At 58.9% G+C, this 18,850-nt stretch carries 14 protein-coding genes; 11 read left to right on the top strand and 3 right to left on the bottom strand.

Features of this window, described 5'->3' with window-relative positions:
- The first annotated feature begins 119 nt into the window (after positions 1-119).
- The 4 genes from DVK01_RS12205 to DVK01_RS12220 all read left to right on the top strand — a co-directional run bounded on the left by DVK01_RS12205 (position 120) and on the right by DVK01_RS12220 (position 4,839).
- Positions 120-401, top strand: coding sequence for a winged helix-turn-helix domain-containing protein (locus DVK01_RS12205; protein ID WP_053968835.1), 282 nt, complete (start codon positions 120-122; stop codon positions 399-401).
- Positions 402-899: 498 nt separating this feature from the next.
- Positions 900-2,648 carry a hypothetical protein gene (locus tag DVK01_RS12210; protein ID WP_121536917.1) on the top strand — a complete coding sequence of 583 codons (1,749 nt, stop codon included), beginning with the start codon at positions 900-902 and terminating at the stop codon, positions 2,646-2,648.
- 380 nt (positions 2,649-3,028) lie between these two features.
- The gene (locus tag DVK01_RS12215; protein WP_101351655.1) at positions 3,029-3,856 is read left to right on the top strand and encodes a glycosyltransferase family 2 protein; all 828 of its coding nucleotides are present in this window, start codon (positions 3,029-3,031) and stop codon (positions 3,854-3,856) included.
- Between the two features lie 56 nt (positions 3,857-3,912).
- Positions 3,913-4,839 carry a DUF1616 domain-containing protein gene (locus DVK01_RS12220; protein WP_101351656.1) on the top strand — a complete coding sequence of 309 codons (927 nt, stop codon included), beginning with the start codon at positions 3,913-3,915 and terminating at the stop codon, positions 4,837-4,839.
- 32 nt (positions 4,840-4,871) lie between these two features.
- Here the strand turns inward: DVK01_RS12220 and DVK01_RS12225 are convergent, their stop codons facing one another.
- On the bottom strand, positions 4,872-6,017 hold the full coding sequence (locus DVK01_RS12225) for a glycosyltransferase (RefSeq protein WP_121536919.1): 1,146 nt from the start codon (positions 6,015-6,017) through the stop codon (positions 4,872-4,874).
- A 243-nt stretch (positions 6,018-6,260) separates the two neighbouring features.
- On the opposite strand from DVK01_RS12225, the gene DVK01_RS12230 reads away from it, so the two are divergent.
- The 3 genes from DVK01_RS12230 to DVK01_RS12240 all read left to right on the top strand — a co-directional run bounded on the left by DVK01_RS12230 (position 6,261) and on the right by DVK01_RS12240 (position 10,681).
- Complete coding sequence (locus DVK01_RS12230; RefSeq protein ID WP_101351658.1) at positions 6,261-7,463, top strand: glycosyltransferase family 4 protein; 1,203 nt, start codon at positions 6,261-6,263, stop codon at positions 7,461-7,463.
- Positions 7,460-8,719, top strand: coding sequence for a glycosyltransferase (locus DVK01_RS12235; RefSeq protein ID WP_121536921.1), 1,260 nt, complete (start codon positions 7,460-7,462; stop codon positions 8,717-8,719). The genes DVK01_RS12230 and DVK01_RS12235 overlap by 4 nt, the downstream gene beginning before the upstream one ends.
- 153 nt (positions 8,720-8,872) lie before the next feature.
- Positions 8,873-10,681, top strand: coding sequence for a hypothetical protein (locus DVK01_RS12240; RefSeq protein WP_121536923.1), 1,809 nt, complete (start codon positions 8,873-8,875; stop codon positions 10,679-10,681).
- Between the two features lie 31 nt (positions 10,682-10,712).
- Here the strand turns inward: DVK01_RS12240 and DVK01_RS12245 are convergent, their stop codons facing one another.
- A complete protein-coding gene (locus DVK01_RS12245; protein ID WP_121536925.1) occupies positions 10,713-12,128 on the bottom strand; it encodes a sulfatase in 1,416 nt (471 codons plus the stop codon).
- 199 nt (positions 12,129-12,327) lie between these two features.
- Between DVK01_RS12245 and DVK01_RS12250 the strand changes: the two genes are divergently transcribed.
- The 4 genes from DVK01_RS12250 (at position 12,328) to DVK01_RS12265 (ending at position 17,549) form a co-directional block, all read left to right on the top strand.
- Entirely contained in the window at positions 12,328-13,809 is a 1,482-nt protein-coding gene (locus DVK01_RS12250; RefSeq protein WP_121536927.1) for a sulfatase-like hydrolase/transferase, read from the top strand.
- 118 nt (positions 13,810-13,927) lie between these two features.
- Positions 13,928-14,884: a glycosyltransferase family A protein gene (locus tag DVK01_RS12255; RefSeq protein WP_121512575.1), complete on the top strand. Its 957-nt coding sequence runs from the start codon at positions 13,928-13,930 to the stop codon at positions 14,882-14,884.
- Positions 14,885-15,020: 136 nt separating this feature from the next.
- Entirely contained in the window at positions 15,021-16,217 is a 1,197-nt protein-coding gene (locus tag DVK01_RS12260; protein WP_121536929.1) for a sulfatase-like hydrolase/transferase, read from the top strand.
- Between the two features lie 63 nt (positions 16,218-16,280).
- Positions 16,281-17,549, top strand: coding sequence for a hypothetical protein (locus DVK01_RS12265; protein WP_101351665.1), 1,269 nt, complete (start codon positions 16,281-16,283; stop codon positions 17,547-17,549).
- A gap of 40 nt (positions 17,550-17,589) precedes the next feature.
- Here DVK01_RS12265 and DVK01_RS12270 read toward each other — a convergent pair whose 3' ends face one another.
- Positions 17,590-18,849 carry a hypothetical protein gene (locus DVK01_RS12270; protein ID WP_101351666.1) on the bottom strand — a complete coding sequence of 420 codons (1,260 nt, stop codon included), beginning with the start codon at positions 18,847-18,849 and terminating at the stop codon, positions 17,590-17,592.
- Position 18,850: the final 1 nt, after the last annotated feature.

Below are 18,850 nucleotides of genomic sequence, written 5' to 3' on the forward strand. Positions count from 1 at the left end.
ACGAAGCGACACCAAGCGACACGAGCGAAACAATTAACCACAGGCACATGGAATATCCCTGTACACGAGTCTGTATCCAAAGACGGTAGCTGGGACACTCGTGCATACGAATAGATACGATGGCAGACTTTGATCAGTGGGATGAAGTGAGCTACGTGATCAGTTCACGGTATCGAGTCGAGACTCTCCGTCGATTGTCAGAAGGCCCCGCGACACCGTCGTTGATCGCGGACGATCGAGACATGAGTATTGCACATGTCTCACGTGCGTTACAAGAGCTCCGTGAGTCGGAACTTGTTGATTTACTAGTCTCGGAAGATCGAAAAAAAGGGCGCGTGTACGATATCACGGAGAAAGGTGTCGATATTTGGGAAACAATCGAACGGAAGAACATGGCATAACCGTCACGTCTTGGACTTGCGTCAGCAAGGATGTGCGAGCGCATCAGCTTAGAACTTTCTCCGTGCTTCTCTTCCATCGAAGGAATGTACAACAAATATAACGCTCTTGCGTATGTGATACTTTGTTACAATAGATCTGGGATTGTATCACGAGTGGTGTGTTTTCCGCGGAGCCAGATGCGGCAGTCGTTTAATTGAGACAGCAACGATCGGTATCAACTCACTACGACTATGCTGGACGCTGTCACTTTGACGGACGTGTCTGGTGGTAAACGAACGCTACCTGTTCTGAGGTCTATACTGCGGGAATCCGCTCTTCGATGTTGAATACAAAGAGTGTCTACCAGCGGGTATAACAGCCGTAACAATAATGATTTGTAACATACCTGTGTACGCATGTTGTCAATAGGCTATAGAAAATTACTGATTGGATGCGTTGCTGGACTGGTGGTCCTTGGAGGTGCTACGTTAGGGCTCGGAATCGGTGGCTTCGCTGATATGCCCGCAGATCCGGAGACCACTGCCGGCGAGGACGAACTGGAGATCACCGCTGTGCAGTCTTCAGCCGAGATTCGGCCGGACGAGCCGTTGCGTGTACGCCTTCGAATTACGAACGCAGGGTCGGAAACGACAACGAAACAGGTAGCGCTACGGCTGAGCGGCGACGGGGAGCAACAGTCTCCCGAAACAGTAACAACAAAACAAGTCGAGCTTTCGGCAGCTGAACCGACAGAAGTGACCCTGGCTGTCGAGCCTGAGCAACTCAGTTCCGGAGAGTACACGTACGCCGTTGCTGTCGGTGACTCGTCGTCCCCGGAGACAACTGGAAATGTGGTTGTACTCACTCCCCCCACATTTGTACTCGCCGACACCACTGCAAACGCTACTATCGTCCGTGGCACGAACGCCTCTATCCGGGCAAACCTGACCAATGTCGGTGCATATCGCGGCGTCCAGACCGTCCGATTCGCTGTCGATACTGACCGAAACGGCCAATACTCCGATACCGAAATCTTGAACGAGAGCGTACACTCGCTTGCGGGCGGCCAGAGTCAGGTGAGCACTGCCACGGTCAACACTGCTGATTTGGCCCCAGATGAGTATCAATACAAGATCGCCACGGAGAACGCAACAACGACCGGGACCCTCAGTGTTCAGCAACCGGCGACGTTCCGGCTACAGAACATGACCGCACCGGCTAACGTAACGAAAGGTGAAACTGCCAATGTCTCTGTAGTCGTCGAGAACGTCGGCGATGTGGGTGGTACCGACAACGTCACGCTCCGCAGTGATTCCACGAACACCACCTACTCACGCTCCGTTTCACTCGCTGCTAATGAGTCGGCGTCGGTGTCTATTGGGGTGCACACGGCGAATTTGAGCCGCGGGATACACAACCATTCGCTCGGGACTGCTGCTGACAAGGAGACCGTTTCGATGACGGTGGAGGACAGCCATTTCGAGGTGTCGGATCTGGACGGACCGAACGTCCTGTACGTCGGTGATACGGCTGTGTTCTCCGCGAGCGTAACGAACACTGGCAACGTAACTGCGACCCAATCGATCCAGCATCGCATCGACAGCGATGACGACGACCGACCAGAGACCTATGGAGTCAATAGAAACGTTACGCTTGCACCTGGTGAGTCGACCCGTGTTCGCTTCGAGATTGAATACACAGTAACTGACTCGACAGATTATCCAGTAGAACCATTAAGTCTGCAGACGTACGTTTATGGTATCTACTCAGAGGACGCGCGTGCGTCAACTGCCATGTCGGTCAAACCGTCGTGGGCAAAGGACGGTAGCGGGTCCAGCAGTTCCGGCAGCAGTACCAGTGTCTCTGAGGGCGATCGCGCCTCGCTTGACGAAATAACCCAGGATAAGTACGGACTCTACTATAACGAGGTTAGCGGCGAAACGAAGCGCCAGATCGAAGAGATTCATGAACGGCAGCCGTTCGCGGACGGTCTTGCGGCTGCAGAGGTGCGGACGCGTGAGGAGATCGCCCGGCAAGAGTATGGAGCTGATGTGAAAGCTGGCGATAAGTTTAATTTCACTGGATTGGATATTGAAACACAACAGAAGGTCGAAGCGGACTTCGATTCACAGTTCCAGACTGATTCCGGTGACCGAATCGAGTCGTGGGACGAACTGGCAAACGACACCTACGGAGCGTCGTACGAGAACCTGACCGCTAGTCGCCAGGCGGACATCAGAACGACGTATCAGGATCAATTCGAATAACTCCCTCTCGCTGTTACCGAGTAATCGACGTACACAGGCACTTTTTGGATTGACCTAATGAGATATTTATCGATTTGATGCGTCACTGTATATGACTGCTAACCCTGGAAAGTAAGGAATAACAATAGATCGATTTCTCCAACATGGCGTCAGAGAGGGCCCCATTGGTGGCCGGTGACTGGCCCTACGACCTACCATGATTACCACTGAACCAGAGGTTGCTGTTGGCGCGTGGGTCTGGCATGCACGCCGACCCCAGATGAGTAGTTCACCTGTCGATAACTCTGTGTCAACCGTAGCGGAGTCCCTCCAGCAATGCGACTGTGCTGTGCAACTGACAGAAGCGAAGCGACACGGCTCATACTCGGGGGGGACATGGCGTGTATAACGGTTCGACAATCGGTGTTGTTGTTCCCGCATACAATGAGGAGGGATTTATTAGTGATGTCATCGACTCACTTCCGGAGTACGTTGACCAAGTGTTCGTTATCGACGACTGCTCGACAGATGGCACGTGGACCGAGATCAAGGAATACGTGGATACCGAAGTGACACAGGCAGGTGTGACCGGTGATTCTGCCGAACAAATAGTTGTTGCCGACGGGGCAGGAACAACGATATCTGAAAGCCAGACGTTTCTCGACAAGCGGATCGTCCCGGTCCGTCATCAGACAAACGGCGGTCGCGGAGCCGCTATACAAACTGGCTACGAGCTCGCGCTTATGAGCGGCATGGATGCGATTGCAGTCCTCGATGGCGACGGTCAAATGGATCCGAACATCCTTGATGAGATTCTCGACCCAGTCGTTAAAGGAGAAGCGGATTATGCGAAGGGCAACCGCTTGATATCACGACGCCACTGTGCCCAGATGTCCAACTGGCGGTTTTTCGGAAACGCACTCCTCACGATATTGACAAAGGTCGCGAGCGGACACTGGAAGATGCGCGACCCACAGAACGGATACACTGCGATTTCCGCAACGGCGCTCGAACAACTCTCGCTGAACGATTTGTTTGACGACTACGGGTTCCTGAACGATATGCTCATTCAGTTAGACGCCAATGGACTGACTGTACGGGACGTACCGATGGAGGCGTTTTACGGCGACGAATCAAGTGGGATCAGATACAGTTCGTTCGTTCCGAAGCTGTCTATGCTGCTCCTGCGAGGATTCTTCTGGCGAATCGGTAAGAAGTTCTTCAGATGATACGTCGTCCGATTATGTAGTTCCTACTTATATCGGACCAGTGGTGACCGTATCGCATGAGTAGATGGTCCGCATCTCTGTTGCGAGTGGCTGATCTGGTGGCCGTCATTCTGCTTACCGTGCTGGCGCTCGCGGCAACTTTCCTGTCAGAGTCACTGCTCCGAACCGTGGTGACGATACCGTTTCTGTTCTTCGCACCGGGGTACTCGGTGGTGGTGGCGATGTTCCCACACCGGCGCTCGTCACTCGACGGCGAGCAGTTGTTCGGCTCCGAGGCGCTTCTGTTGGGAATCGCTACCAGCATCGCCCTCGCGATTATCGTCGGGGTGAATCTCGAGTACACGGTCTGGGATATCGCCGCGGCCCCAGTGATGGTCGCCCTGTCGTCGATAGCGCTTTTGGCGGCCAGTATCGGGATGTATCGCCGACTATCGACTCTCAACGAGACCTCCCCTACTACGTTTGGTGGCTCCTCGTACCGGGCCAAGACCCCGAATATCGGCGACTCGATACAGCTCAGCTCAGTCGTTGTTGCCGTCGCTGTGCTCGTCGCGGTACTCAGCGTCGGTGCTGTCGCACTGGACCCGCCCCGCGGTGAGCGGTACACGGAGTTCGGGCTCCTCACCGAGGCGGACAACGGGACGCTCGTCGCTGACAACTATCCGTCCGAGATGTCGGTTGGCGACCAGGAGACACTGTATTTCACGGTCACGAACCGTGAGATGCAACCCAAACAGTACACCGTCGTGATTACGCTCGTCGCTACGAACGAGGACGGAGAGGCAATCCAGCGTGCGCAACTGGATTCGTTCAGAAACGAAGTCGCTGCCGAAGAGACGTGGCGGCAGGAACACACGGTCGAACCCCTGCTGAGCGGTGAGCGGTTACGACTGACGTATCTGCTTTACGACGGGCCTGTCCCCGAACAGCCCACGGCCCAGAACAGCTACCGGGAACTCCACGTCTGGCTCGACGTGTCGTAACGAAGCTCTGGTGAGGCGCTATACCGCTTGAGTCAGGCCGTTCTGTGAGCCGGGGCTGCGGTAGGCAGGTGCGCTCGAATGAACGCCTCGTAATCCCGAAGCACGGCCTCGGGGGCGAAATCGCGCGCCCGCTGGACTAATCTCTCTTTGTCCGGTGGGTCGGCCAGAGTGGTACGTATCCCATCCGCGAGGGCGCTATCGTCCCCGACCGGGACTAGTGGTCCGATTTCGCCACCTTCTAAAATTTCGTAGGGACCGCTAGGACAGTCAGTCGAGACGACCGGGCAGCCACACGCTAGCGCTTCGATGAGCACTGTCGGGAGCCCCTCGTGTACCGACGACATAGCTAGCACGGATGCACCGGCCATGTAGCCGTAGGGGTTGTCGACGTAGCCCGGAAACGAGACTTTCTCGCTGATTCCGAGATCCCGGGCCAACTGCCCGAGTTCGCCACGCTCAGACCCTCGACCGACGATGATTGCTCGCGTTTGTGGGCGCGCTTTGTGTACCCGTTTGAACGCTTTGAGGAATGAGCCGAAGTTCTTCTGTGGCTCGAGGCGGCCGACGCCGAGTACGACCTCGTACTCCGGAACGCCGACCCATTCGTGGTCGGCCGGGTCCCGGGACCGCATGCGGACCTCCTCGACGGGAATCGGGTTGTGCAGTACGGTCACGTCCTCACGACTGACCCCCACGTGTTCGACGATGCTTTCGGCGGCACCTTCGGAAACGGCGACGAACTGGTCCGCTCGGTCGGCAAGTCGGCCCGCGAGCCACTCGACGAACTTCTCTTTCGGCGAGTCCTGCACGCCGAGGGTATTGTGGACCGTCGGAACCGCGACCGCATCGGAGCCGGCCAATCCGTGTGCGACGAGACAGACATCGTTGGCGTATGTCATCTGCGAGAAAATCATGCTCGGCGTTTCGGTCCTGAGATACCTTCGGAGCGCCGGGACAGCGGCACCGATACCGATTCCCGAGATAGACGGAGTCTCTAGGTCGATGAGGCGAACGTCGCTTCGCACTTCTTTCTTGAACTCGCCTTCACAAAACGAGACGAGGAGATCGACGTCGTACCCTTGCTCGGCCAACCCGTTTGCGATTGTCACCGTCACCCGTTCAGCCCCCCCAACCGTCAGGGACGGAACGTAGAACGCCAGCGGCCTCTGCCCTGTCATATCGACATCGTCTCGGTCAGTAGGCTTTTTTACTATCTTCCTACCCCGAGGCATCTCTCGTATCTTTGCCGTACCGCACGCTGTGGGATGGTCCGCAAACTGGTCGGGAGACTACGACGGAATTTGGCGACAAACTCGTCAACGCGCGAATTCCGCTCCGGAGCAGTTACGCGGTTAGGACTGTGATACCCTGGAAAGCACAGGCTTAACAATAAGTATCGGACAGCAAGCGTCCTGCACAGAATGCGCATCCTACGTGTCGCCCAAGATATCTTTCCGGACAAAGTTGGGGGAGCACCTTATCACATACACGCTCTAAGCCGCGACCAGGCCGAGATGGGCCACGATGTGACGGTCCTGACCGTCTCGAACGACCAGTCTCTGCCACAGACCGAACAGAGAGCCGGGTACACCCTCGTCCGTCTGTCGCCGCGTATCGAACTGTTCGGTAACGCGCTGTTCGCCGGGACGGTGAAGTACCTCCGCAACGCTCGGGAGTACGACGTGGTACACGCTCACTCACACCTGTTTTCTTCGAGCAACCTCACGGCGGCTTACAGCCGGGTGACCGACATCCCGCTCGCCGTCACGTGTCACGGACTCATGTCGCAACGAGTCCCCGAATGGTTTTCGCGGTTCCACCTCAACACTGTCGGACGGTTCACGTACAACGCGGCGGACGTACTCTTCTCTTACACTGCACTCGAACGCGAGCGCCTCCGGGACCTCGGTGTCTCGTCCGATATCCGCGTCATCCACAACGGGATTGACGTCGACCGATTCACGCCAGTCGGCAAAACGTACGACCGGATAACCGATGCGACTGGTCCGGCAGTCGTTTTCGTCGGTCGTCTGGTCGAAGGGAAACGGCCTCGGGACGTTCTGAAAGCGTTTCAGATAGTCCAAGACAACATCCCCGAGGCCAAACTGTTTTTGTGCGGTGACGGACCGCTTCGGGACAAGCTAGAACAGATTGTCGAGCGAGAGAATATGCGCGAGTCGATACGGTTTCTGGAGCGGGTTCCGTATCAGGAGATGCCGGCGGTCTACCGCGCCGCGGATCTGTTTGTACTTGCCAGTAGAACAGAAGGATTCCCGCGAAGCGTCATGGAATCTATGGCGTGTGCCACGCCCGTTCTCAGCACCCGACTGGAACAGACGGAACAGGTAATCGAGCAGGCTGGCCAGACGGTACCGGTTGGGGACACGACGGCACTAGCCGAGGCCATGTCTTCGATGCTCGACGATAGAGATGCGCTACGAAAGCTCGGCCAGGCCGGCAGGGAGATTGTGATGCGAGAATACGACTGGTCCGAAACGGTCGAGCAGACGACACAGGCCCTCGGTACTATTTCCACGTCGACGCCCTCCCAACAGCAGGTCGACAGCGACCAGGCCGAAGAGCAGGTGATACCCGCCGGCTCGAACACGGAGCACGAGCAATGAGCCGCTCGGACACGACACACGAAGCTCCCACCGCGGGCACCGACAGCTACGACGACGCCTCCCACCAATCCCCGGACGAGACTGTTCGCGTCTGCTTTCTCATCAACAAACTCGCGCCTGACGGCGCACCGACTATCGTCCTGAACCTCGTCGAGCAAGCGCGAGACCAACCGTTCGATTTCACGGTCTGTTTCTTCGGCGGTGACGACACGCTCCGGACGGACTTCGAAGACGCAGGCGCGCGCGTGGTCGACTTCGGAGCGGTCGGGGAGTTCCCGCAGTTCGACCCACGCTCGCTCCCGCGTATGCTCCGGTTCTTCCGCCGGACATCGTTCGATATCCTCCACTGCCACTTGCCGTACTCACAATCGCTCGGACGACTCGTCGGCTCCGTGGCCGACGTCGACCACATCGTGAGCACACAGCACAACGTCCCGGCGAACTACCATCCAATCGAGCGGGTGGCGGAACGTCTCACCCGACCGCTCGACTCCCGGACCGTTGCCGTCTCGGAGGGCGTTCAGACGGCCTTCACCGGTGAGAGCGAGGTCTTTCACCACGATACTGGTCGGCAGTGGAGCACGATTCCCAACGGGATTGACGTGGACGCCTTCGCCGGCTCCGTGGACGCCGCTGACGGACGTGCCGTCCGCCAAGAGTGGGGCCTTTCGGACTCTGACCCGCTCTATCTCAACGTGGCCCGATACGAACCCCAGAAGCGACAGCCGACGCTCATCGAGGCGATGGGGGAGGTCATCGACAGCGTGCCGTCGGCACACCTTCTCATCGTCGGGTGGGGGTCGCTCGAAGCATCGCTCCGAGAGAAGGTCCAGAGCGCGGGCTTGTCCGAGGCTGTGACGGTCACCGGACGCGTCCCGGAGATTCACGGGTATTACGCGGCTGCCGATGCCTTCGTCTCTGCATCGGCCTTCGAGGGACTGCCGGTGACTATCCTCGAAGCCATGACCGCGGAGTGCCCAGTGGTCGCCACGGACATCGACGGCGTGAGGGAAGTCGTCCTCGACGGTGAGACCGGACGGTTGGTTCCTCCTGATGAGCCAACACAGATGGCAGCGGCGATGCGAGAGCTCGCGGACCACGCGACCCGGGAGCGCTACGGGGAGCAGGGGTGCGACCGTGTCCGAAACGTGTTCACCGTCGAACAGATGGTCTCCCGCTACACTCGGCTGTATCGCTCTCTCGACGGCCGACAGGGACGGGAGAACAACGCCGGAGAATACGAAAACGATGCCTGACACCGATATGCACGACACTGTCGTCCGCGGTACTGCCGACCCTGGCCGACCCGCGCCGACGGCCCGTTATGCTGCGTTTACTTATTGTTACAAACCCGAACAAGCGGACGTGAACCGTGTCACTGGTAGTGACTTCATCTCTCTCCACCAGCGATGAGTATCGTAAATAATCTCGAACGCCGTCTCGACAACTGGGTCGGGTTTACCGATAGCCATCTGCAAGCGACTCTCGCCGTCGTTCTCTCGGGCCTCCTCCTCGCAGAGGGTGCGCTGTTTCTTCGCACCCAACTGGCGACGGGATACGAAACGTCAATTGTCGAGTCGCTCCCGTCGGCGTACTGGCTCCTCTTCTATGCGATACTAGCCGGCAGCATCGTACTGCTGTTTGTCGCCGCTACGACTGGCACCACGTTCTGGCGACACGGACTGGCCCTCTTGCTGGCGAATTACCTCATATACACGTTCCTGCCAGTTGCCCGAGGGTACAAGCTCTATGGACGCGGTGAGGCTGACAAACTTCGGCATCTCGGGGACGTCCAGGGTATCGTCGAAACCGGGAGCCTCCCCGGCATCTGGTATCCCGGCGAACACGTTCTGATGGCGGAACTAAACATGCTGGGCCTTCCGCTGACGAGCACCCAGTACGGCATCAATTTCGCGTTTACTCTACTACATATCGTGGCTATCGGGGCTGTCATCCGTCTGTTCAGTCAGCGGCGGGAGAGCATCGCAGTCGGACTAGCAGTCGGTGCGCCGCTCCTGTACACCACGTTCCACCTCTCGGCACATCCTGCCATCTTGTCCTTCATGCTACTCCCGGTCGTTTTGTTCGTACTCGAACGGTACCGCCAGACGAACGAGAAGACGTACCTCCTACTTCTCGTTACGCTGGGTCTCGCGGTCATCTACATGCACCCGATGACGACGCTGTTCATGATTGGGATGATTACGGTGACGGCGGCGTATTCAATTCTGTACCGAGGCCTCTTCGATAGCTCAATCGAGACGCTCAGTCTCCGTCTGGGTGCCCTCTTCCTGCCGCTTCAGTTCATCTGGTTACAGGGCTTCCGACAAACGAAGGTGTCCATGTACAACATGTTCGGACCGGACAAAGGTCCGAGCCCGGCGGCCCAGGAACTGGCGAAAGCCACGTCGGTTTCGTTCACTCCGGTGCAGTTAGCTTGGAAGTTCGTCGACCTCTACGGCAGCGTGTTCCTCTACTTCCTGATCGCGGGCCTCTTTCTCCTACTCGTTCTCGTGGCCTTCCTCCGCAGAAACAACCGCTACGACTGGGGCCTCGGCGCGACCCATTTCATGGCCGGTGTAACGCTGGCAGTGCTCTTCTTGCTCCGTGACCTCGTCGTCAAGGGCCACATCCGTCTGTCACGCTACGCCATCCTCTTTGCCGCAGTGGCTATCGGGATGTTCATTCTCCATCTCTTCGAGCGACAGCGGTCATCTCTGATAGTCTTGTCCGCACTCGTCGTGCTTCTTGCGGCTGGATTAGGTGCCCAGGCGGCATACGAGCCGAACCGGCATCTCACCCACGCTGAGTACGACGGGACGCAGTATCTGTCGACGAACTACGACCTCGGAGAGCCCGTATACTCGATGGATACGTCACACAAAATGAAGGAGTTCGTGCTGTCGAGCAACCACGACCGCCTGTGGCCGAGAGGCATCACTACGGAAAACGACGTTCCGGATGCGTTGGGATACACCGGACCGGATGTGAGGGCGGCGGATACGTACGGCAGTGCGTATCTCGTGACGAAGACGTACGACCGCAAACGACACACTGCTTCCCACTACACCCCGGAACAGCAGGAGTTCCTCTTCCGGTATGGCGAGTCCCATCTGAATGAGTTAAAACGGGACTCGACGGCGAACAAAATATACGTGAACGGCGGGTACACAGCTTGGAGAGTATCGCCACAAGTAGATGAGGGGACCGCCGAATAATCCGGATCGGCACGCTGCTCTCGGAGCGGTCTTACTCGACTAAGTATCCCAGGTCGGACAGTTGGTCTCTGATGTCGTCGCTGAACTCGGCCGCTTCCCCGTCGACTTTCTGACTGTCGATTTCGCTCAGTCGCCGCTGGAGGTCCGCCTTGAGTTCGTCCCTGCGGTCGGGGTACGACATAGAGACGTCTGACTGTTCATCGGGGAGTTCGAACAGCACGTCACCTTCCGAACTCTGCTGATATTTGAACTCGTGGGTCCGGAGCGAACTGAGCGCCGCGTCGTGGAAGTACCCGGTATCGAACGACGGGTCGTGCTCTCGTATCGCCGAGAGTGGGCCCTGGATGTCGGCGGCACGCTGGCTGAGTGCGGCTGTCCGTCGCTCGTTCCGGAGGTCGATGCCGTCGAAACCGGTCGTATCGCCGCCAGCACACTTGACGAGCGTCCGGACGATGTCGACATGCTGGACGAGTTCGTCCTGTTTACCGGCCACTGAATCGAGCCCGTGTACGACGGCCGGGACGTGAACCAACCCGTCGTGAAGGACGAATTTGTGACCGAGCAGGCCACACTCCCCGAGGAGGTCACCGTGGTCGGCGGTCACGACGAACACGGTGTTTTCGAAGTCAAGCGCCTTCAGATGGTCGAAGAGCTCTCCAATCAGCGAATCAGAGTACGCGACGAGCGTGTCGTACATCACGTTCAAAGCGCTCCAGTCCGCGTCGCCGAACTCGCTGACGTTGGCGATTCCTCGGTGCAGGTCGGCGGTGTGTTCGAAGGCCCGCTCGCTCGCTGCTCGTGGCGATTCGATGAGGTCCGACGCGAACTGGTCCTGCCACGCCGGCGGCGGATAGTACGGGAGGTGTGCGCCGTGGTAGTGTGCGGATATGAAGAACGGGTCATCCGTCCCGGCTCGGGACGAGACCTGCTTCTTTACGACTTCGTTGACGAAGAAGTCGGGTCGGTGTTTCGTCTTCTCCGTACTGAGACCGCCCGAATGGGACCGCACGTTGCCGAGGAACCGGAGCAGCGTAAGCGGGCTGACCTCTCTGAACAGGTCGCTCGGATTGATGTGTTTGAACGTCTCGAACCCACGGCAAAGGCCGGTCGATTCGCTGAAGTAATGGTTCGCAGAGACACCGACCGTCTGATACCCGACCTCCCGAAGTCGCTCGGCGACGGTGCTGACGCCCTCTGGAAGCTTGTTCGTACCGTAGCCCGTCCGGTGGTGTTCGGGAAAGGTTCCGGTGAGTATCGATGCTGCCGACGGCAGCGACCAGTTCGCGGCGGCAATGCAACTACTGAAACTGACTCCGTCCGGCTGATTGGCGATACGCTCCATGTTCGGCGTCGTCGCTCGCGTGTGCCCGTCCAACGTGGTGCGGTCGTAGCGAATACTGTCGAGAGTAATCCAGATGATATTAGGCGGAGCAGTTGACTCGCTCATTACTGCGTTAGATTCGGCGTTGGCTGATTGTTAATGACTACGTACACCGACTGTGCATCGCACGTCTGTGAAGTCCAGCGATTCTCCCGCCGGTGGCCGGCAGACTCTATCGGTCGCTGAAACACTGTACGCGAAGTAGCAGGAGATTGGTCGGTTTTACCTCGTATAACTATACCCGTCGGTGAAAAACTGGGTGCCAATGTCACCGAAGCAACGGCCGAACGTGCTGTTGATAGTTCTCGATACAGCACGTGCGCGCACGGTGCTTCCGGGTCTCGAATCCGGACTGATGCCGACGCTGTCGCGTATTGCGAATGACGGAACGACGTTCACTGACGCGACGGCCACTGCACCGTGGACGCTCCCTTCCCATGCCGGGATGTTCACTGGAAAGTACGCGTCATCACACGGCGTCCACGCCGGGAACCACATCTTCGACCCGGACTCCGCGCCGCTCGCGTCCCGACTCTCCGACGCAGGCTACCGAACGGCGGGCATCTCGGGCAACGTCTGGATAAGTCCGGAGTTCGGCTTCGATGCCGGCTTCGACGAGTTCTCGATGAAGTGGGACCTGTTCTGGGACGCCCCCGAGCTTTCGAGCGTTATCAGCAACCGGAACACGACGGCGACCGGCGACACCATTCTGGACGTGTTTCGGGGGCAAGGCCCGGTCGACCTCCTCAAAGGCGCGCTTACTACCGGCTACGCGAAGTTCCTCGCGGAGCGCAACGACGATGGGGCACGCCACACTACCTCACGGACGGTCAAATGGCTGGAGCAGAACGGCACGGCGGACGACCCGTTCTTCTACTTCCTGAACTACGTCGAACCCCACCTTCCTTACGAGCCGCCCGAACCCTTTCTCGACGAGTACCTGCCTGACGGTGCCGACCCGTCACGCGTCTCGAACCTCGACCAGGACCCCTGGCAGTACGTCGCCGGCGACCGGGAGCTAACTGACGCGGATATAGAACTATTCAAAAGCCTGTACGAGGCAGAACTGGCGTATCTTGACACGCAACTCGGACGGCTGTACGATACACTCGCCGAACAGGGTATTCTCGACGAGACCGCCATCATTCTGGTCGGGGACCACGGGGAGAACATCGGCGAACACGGGCTGATGGACCACCAGTACTGCCTCTACGAGACGCTGATTCACGTCCCGCTCATCATCCGATACCCGGAACTATTCAACGATAAAGAAGTTTCGGGACCCGTCGAACTCCGGGACCTGTATCCAACCGTTACAGACCTCGCGGGCGCTGAGCCGCCGGCCGATACGGACGTTTCGACGCACAGTTTGGTTCCCCGAGACGGAACCGTCCCCGTACGGGACAGCGCAATCGCCGAGTATCTCGTCCCGCAGCCGTCGATGGATGCGATCCGGGAGGCCGTGGAGTCGTTCGATGAGACCGCGACGCGGTTCGACCGCCCGCTTCGAGCGATTAAAACCACTGACTGGAAATTCATCGAGGCACCGGGCGACACCGAACTGTACGACCGCGATGAGGACCCTACCGAACGGATTGACATCGCGTCGATGCACCCGGACATCTGTGAGCGCCTCGGGACAGACCTCCGAGACGAACTCGGTCGCCTCGCTCGCGGCACGTCGGACGAAACCACCATCAGCGCGACCAAGAAAGAGCGCCTCGAAGACCTGGGGTACCTACAGTGACACTCGCCCACTGCACCGTCAAGATACTACGAGAACCACAGCGACGCCGGCCCACGACGTGGCACCGGACGGCACACTCGACCGAGTCTCCTGACACAGCAGAACACGTCCAACAGGTATGAACGACCCGCTCGTCAGTGTTGTCCTCCCGACGTACGACCGTCCAGAAAACCTTCGCAACGCCGTCCAGAGCGTTCAGGAGCAGACGTACAGCCACATCGAACTCGTCGTTGTCGACGACCACTCACCGACCCCGGCGGCGGACACGCTCAGTCCGCTCTCGTTCGACGAACTGACCGTCGAGATAATCAGACACGAGGAAAACAGAGGTGCAAACGAGGCCCGAAACACGGGGATACGCGAATCGACGGGCGAGTACATCGCTTTCCTCGACGACGATGACGACTGGGCCCCGTCAAAAATCGAAAAGCAAGTGGCGGCGTTCCGCGAGGCCGGCCCGGAGGTCGGTGTCGTCTATACGGGGTCCGAGTACGTGTACGACGATTACGTGCGCACCGTCACCTTCTCGCTGGAGGGGGACGTCACCGAAGAGATGCTCCGCGGTCGCTCCCTCGGTGAATTCACCACCCTAATGGTACGTCGGGATGTCGTTCGGGCCGCTGGGCTCCCCGATACAGACTTCCCGAGCTGGCAGGACCGCGACTGGCTGCTGCGCCTGTCCCGTCACTGCGAGTTCAAAACCGTCCCCGAGGCGCTCACCACTCGGCGCCGCAAGACCGGAGAAGACAGCATCAGCGACAACTTCGAGGAGAAACGCGACATCTCGTACCCGCTGTTCATTGAAAAACATAGAGACCTCGCCGCGGAGTACGGGTGGCGATGTGAGCGGGCGTTCATGGCCGCGACGACCGAATCACTCGGGCAGGAGGCGCTGAAAAACGGCTACTACGCTGATGCAAAAAAATACCTCCTCAAAGCGCTCCGATACCATCCACTTGATAGATCGCGGCTCGTGTACGCTCTCGTCGCATACGGCGGGAAGTACACCTACAGGGCGGCACACACGCTAGCCAGTCTGCTCCACCGGGTCAGGACGGATACCATCCACAAGTAGGAACTGACTAGTAATACTGCCGGTCGGCTCGCTACAGTTGCAATCGTGGCTTGAACTCGAACCCTCGCGCGCGCCGTCCGTACAGTTGATTAACACCTCTCTTACTTTGCTCCCGATAGTCTTGGGGACAGATAGAATGCACTTGGATGTCGAAAACGTCCTCATTTACGTCGACGACGCTGTTAGATACGATTCGATTGCGGACACGCTGTCTGATTTCGGGCCGACGCACAAGACCATCGCAGCGTCGACTCATACCCCGACGTCGTTCGGGAGCCTACTGACCGGATTGTTACCGCCGCGGAGCGGAATCCACAGTTTCAAACACACAGTACCCCCTGACGTACGGTCCGTCTTCGACATCGAGACACACGAGACGTCGATGGGGTCCGAGGGAGGGATGAACGACGGCATCGCAGATATCTTCGGCTCTCCGGCGCGGACGACTATCGAGGAAGCGAAGCCGCCGTTCGTCCACGTCGTCCGCCGTCCCGGCGGACATGCGCCGTACAACGGGTTCGAGTGGGACCAGTACGAGTACGCGGACGAGACTGCCGCCGAATACTTCGACAGGATTTCGAATCAACCCGAACAGGCACGAATCGATTACGAGCAGGGCGTGGAACGCTCGTTCGAGGAATTCCAGCGTGTCCTCGGTGTCCTGAAAGAGCGCGGGCTCGCCGACGACACGTTAGTGGTCTACACGAGCGATCACGGTGAACTCCTCGGCGAGTACGGGTTCTTCGGCCACACACACGCTGCCACGCCCGAAGTCGTCTACGTCCCGACGACGTTCATCCATCCCGACCTCGAACCCGGACGGGCCGATGGGCTCTTCCACCACGTCGACTTGGTGCCGACCGTCGCCGACGCGATGGCACGCCCCGTCGACATCGGACAGACGGACGGGGTTATCGATGGCGCTGACCGCGAAACTGGATACAATCACCTCCGGCACATCCGGTACGGGACCCTTGCCGACCCGCTCGAACGGCTGCTCCAGCTGACCGGCGGATTTGAGCGGACCATCCAGAGTCTCTGGGATGCGAACGGTGGTCACGTATTCGTGGAGGGGTCACAGGTCACTGCCTCGCTCATCTACCTCGTCCTGTTGCTACAGAAGCCGTTCGGGAAACAGGTCCGACACGGCAATCGTGTCTTCGAATCGTACAAGATGTTCACGCCCGGACACGCGTCGTACGGGCTCCCCGGATTCGACACGTCCGAGGCCCGGTCGAAAATCGACTCGATTCTCGAGGGCGAGACAGCCGGCAGCGAACACGACATAGATGCAGCCACTGCGGAGCATCTCGAAGAGATGGGATATCTATAGCGGGGACAGCGTTTCGGTAGCCGTATTATAATTTTCACCCGGGGAGTCCTGCACGCAGATATTGTGGCCGATAACACAGCGAACCACGCGTACAACCGACCGCCCCGGGGTGCACAGGATTGGGACGTACTGCTCAACGAGAACTTTTCGCGGATAGACGGCGACGTCGAAATCCGGGACACAGAGGAGAACCGCAGTCAGTACACGCCGAAGACCGGTGCGAAGTACCTCGCGACAGACACCGGACAGGTGTACATCGGCGACGGGAACGAGTGGCAGCGACGCGCATCGGTCAACGTCGTTCGGAACGGTTTCACTCGGACGGCCGACGGAACGGTGATTGCTCCGCCGGGCGAGCTTCAGGCGGCAATCGATGCGACCGCGACGAACTCCAACTTCGGTCAGCAACCCACACAGACTATCAGTCTCGTTTCCGGGCGAACGTACGAAATATCCGATACAATCACCCTCAAATCCGGTGTCCGGCTGGATTGCAACGGCGCCAGAATCGTCCCCTCCGGCGATTTCAACGTTTTCGAACTCCACCGTGAGACACAGCTAGTCCGTCCCCACATCGACACGCGGAACATGGACTGGCAGTCGATTCAAGTCCTTGTCGGAACCAGGGAGTCCGACAAGCTAGAACCGTCGAACCGAGCCTGGGTACAGGACGCCTATCTGCTCGGTGAGCCGGGACGGGGCACCGGCTTGCAGTTTCGCGGACAGGACGGACCGTGTTCGATGCAGGCAGCCAGCGGGATACTCAACGGATTCGACACCGCACTGGAGTTCTACGCGGCGGGCGGCGACACCAGCGGTCAGGGCGACTGGTCGAACGGCAACCATTTCGAGGGCACTATTCGGAACTACCGTGTCGCGATTAGCATGCGGTCGGACGGTGCGGCGGTCAGCGGGAACACGGTCAGGGCGCAAGTACAGGCAAACAGCAAGCGGAGCGAATGGCTCCTGTGGATGGCTGACGACCCCCGAAGCGACCGAGACAGCGAGAACTACCTGATGAAGGGCAACACCCTCTTCGTGTACCCGTGGGACGTGAACAACTACAACGCGAATAACCCCTATAGCTCTGATTCGGACCGACGGGCGCCGATATGGTATCTCGGTCGAGGGACCCGCTACGGGAACTCCATCTACGATTTCAGCGGCCTGCTAGGCAACGAGTTCATCGTGAACAACTCCGACAATCCCGACCGAAACGGAATCTTCACCGCACACGGCGGCGAGGTCACTGGAACGACACAGCTCCGGTTCAACCCCGCATACGACCGAAACGATAGTCGCAGATGGCACCCGGAGTCCGAGAACAGCTGAAACCGGGGGCTTCTGGACAGCGGTCGGTACGAATTACGAGTTACGCGTTCCGTGACTCGTGGTGCCAGTTCCGGCTGTCGTTGCGCTGGTAGTTCGGCGGCTGGCTCCACTCCGTCGTCCCCGTTACGTGCCCGCCGTGACCGGTGAGAATACCGTTTCTGTCGGGGGTGTCGGCGTTGTTGACGATGTACTGGTTGCCCATCAGGCCACCGAAGTCGTACAGCGAGTTCGCGTACTGCTTGCCCTTCCCGATGTACCACACCGGGGGCTTGCGGTCACTGCTGTCGTAGTACGGGTTCTTCTCGTAATTGATGTTGTCCCAGGACTTCACCAGCATGGCGTTGCCCTTCTTCACGTAGGAGGAGTCGCCGCGCTGAGAGCTGGAGCGGGGGTCGTCTTCCATGTACCAGAGCCATTTACTGACTCGCGGGTTCGGCTGGGCCTGCAGGCGGAAGGAGTTGCCTGTGACGGCTGCACCTTCCGACCGCATCGAGACCCCGATTTCGTAGTTCCGGATGAGCCCCTCGAAGTGGTTGCCGTTCGACCAGTCGCCCTGACCACTGGTGTCGCCACCCGCCGCGTACAGGTCTATCGCACGCTTGAACCCGTTGATAGTCCCGGTCGCCCACTGCATCGAGCAGGGGCCACCGCTTCCGCCGCGGAACTGGAGACCCGTTCCTTCTCCCTTGTCGCCCATGAGGTAGGCATCCCGGACCCAGGCCCGGTTCGCGGCTTCGAGTTTCGCAGCGTCGTCGGCACCGACGACGATTTGGGTCGAACTCCAGCCCTGGTTCCGGGAGTCGATATGTGGCTCTATGAGCTGGCTCTCCCGGTACATCTCGATGACGTCGAAGTCGCCGGAGGGGACGATTCTGGCGCCGTTGCACTCCAGTCGGACGCCGCGCCGGAGCTTAATCGTGTCCGACACGGTGTAGTTCTCGCCCGAGACCAACCGGACGGTCTGGGTCGGCCGCTTGCCCCATTCGGCGCCGTTCGACGCGTCGTCGATTGCGGACTGGAGGTCGCCGGGCGGGGCAATTATCGTCCCGTCGTCGGCGGTCTTCGACCCCGTAGACGAGGGTGTGATGTCCCCGATGGGGTTCCACGTGTCGCCGTCTCCGAGATACACTGTCCCCGTATCCGTCGCCAGGAACTTCGCACCGGCGCTGGGCGAATACTGGTCCATGTTGGATTCGGCGTCCCGGAGTTCGACGTGGTTGTCGAGCTTCTTGAAGTTCTCGTTGAGCGGTACGTGCCAATCTAGCGTGCCCTCCGCGGGCGTGTTGTATCGTTCTGCCATT

Origin of the sequence: Haloarcula sp. Atlit-120R, assembly GCF_003665885.1 — an archaeon.
Taxonomy (GTDB): Archaea; Halobacteriota; Halobacteria; order Halobacteriales; family Haloarculaceae; genus Haloarcula; species Haloarcula taiwanensis.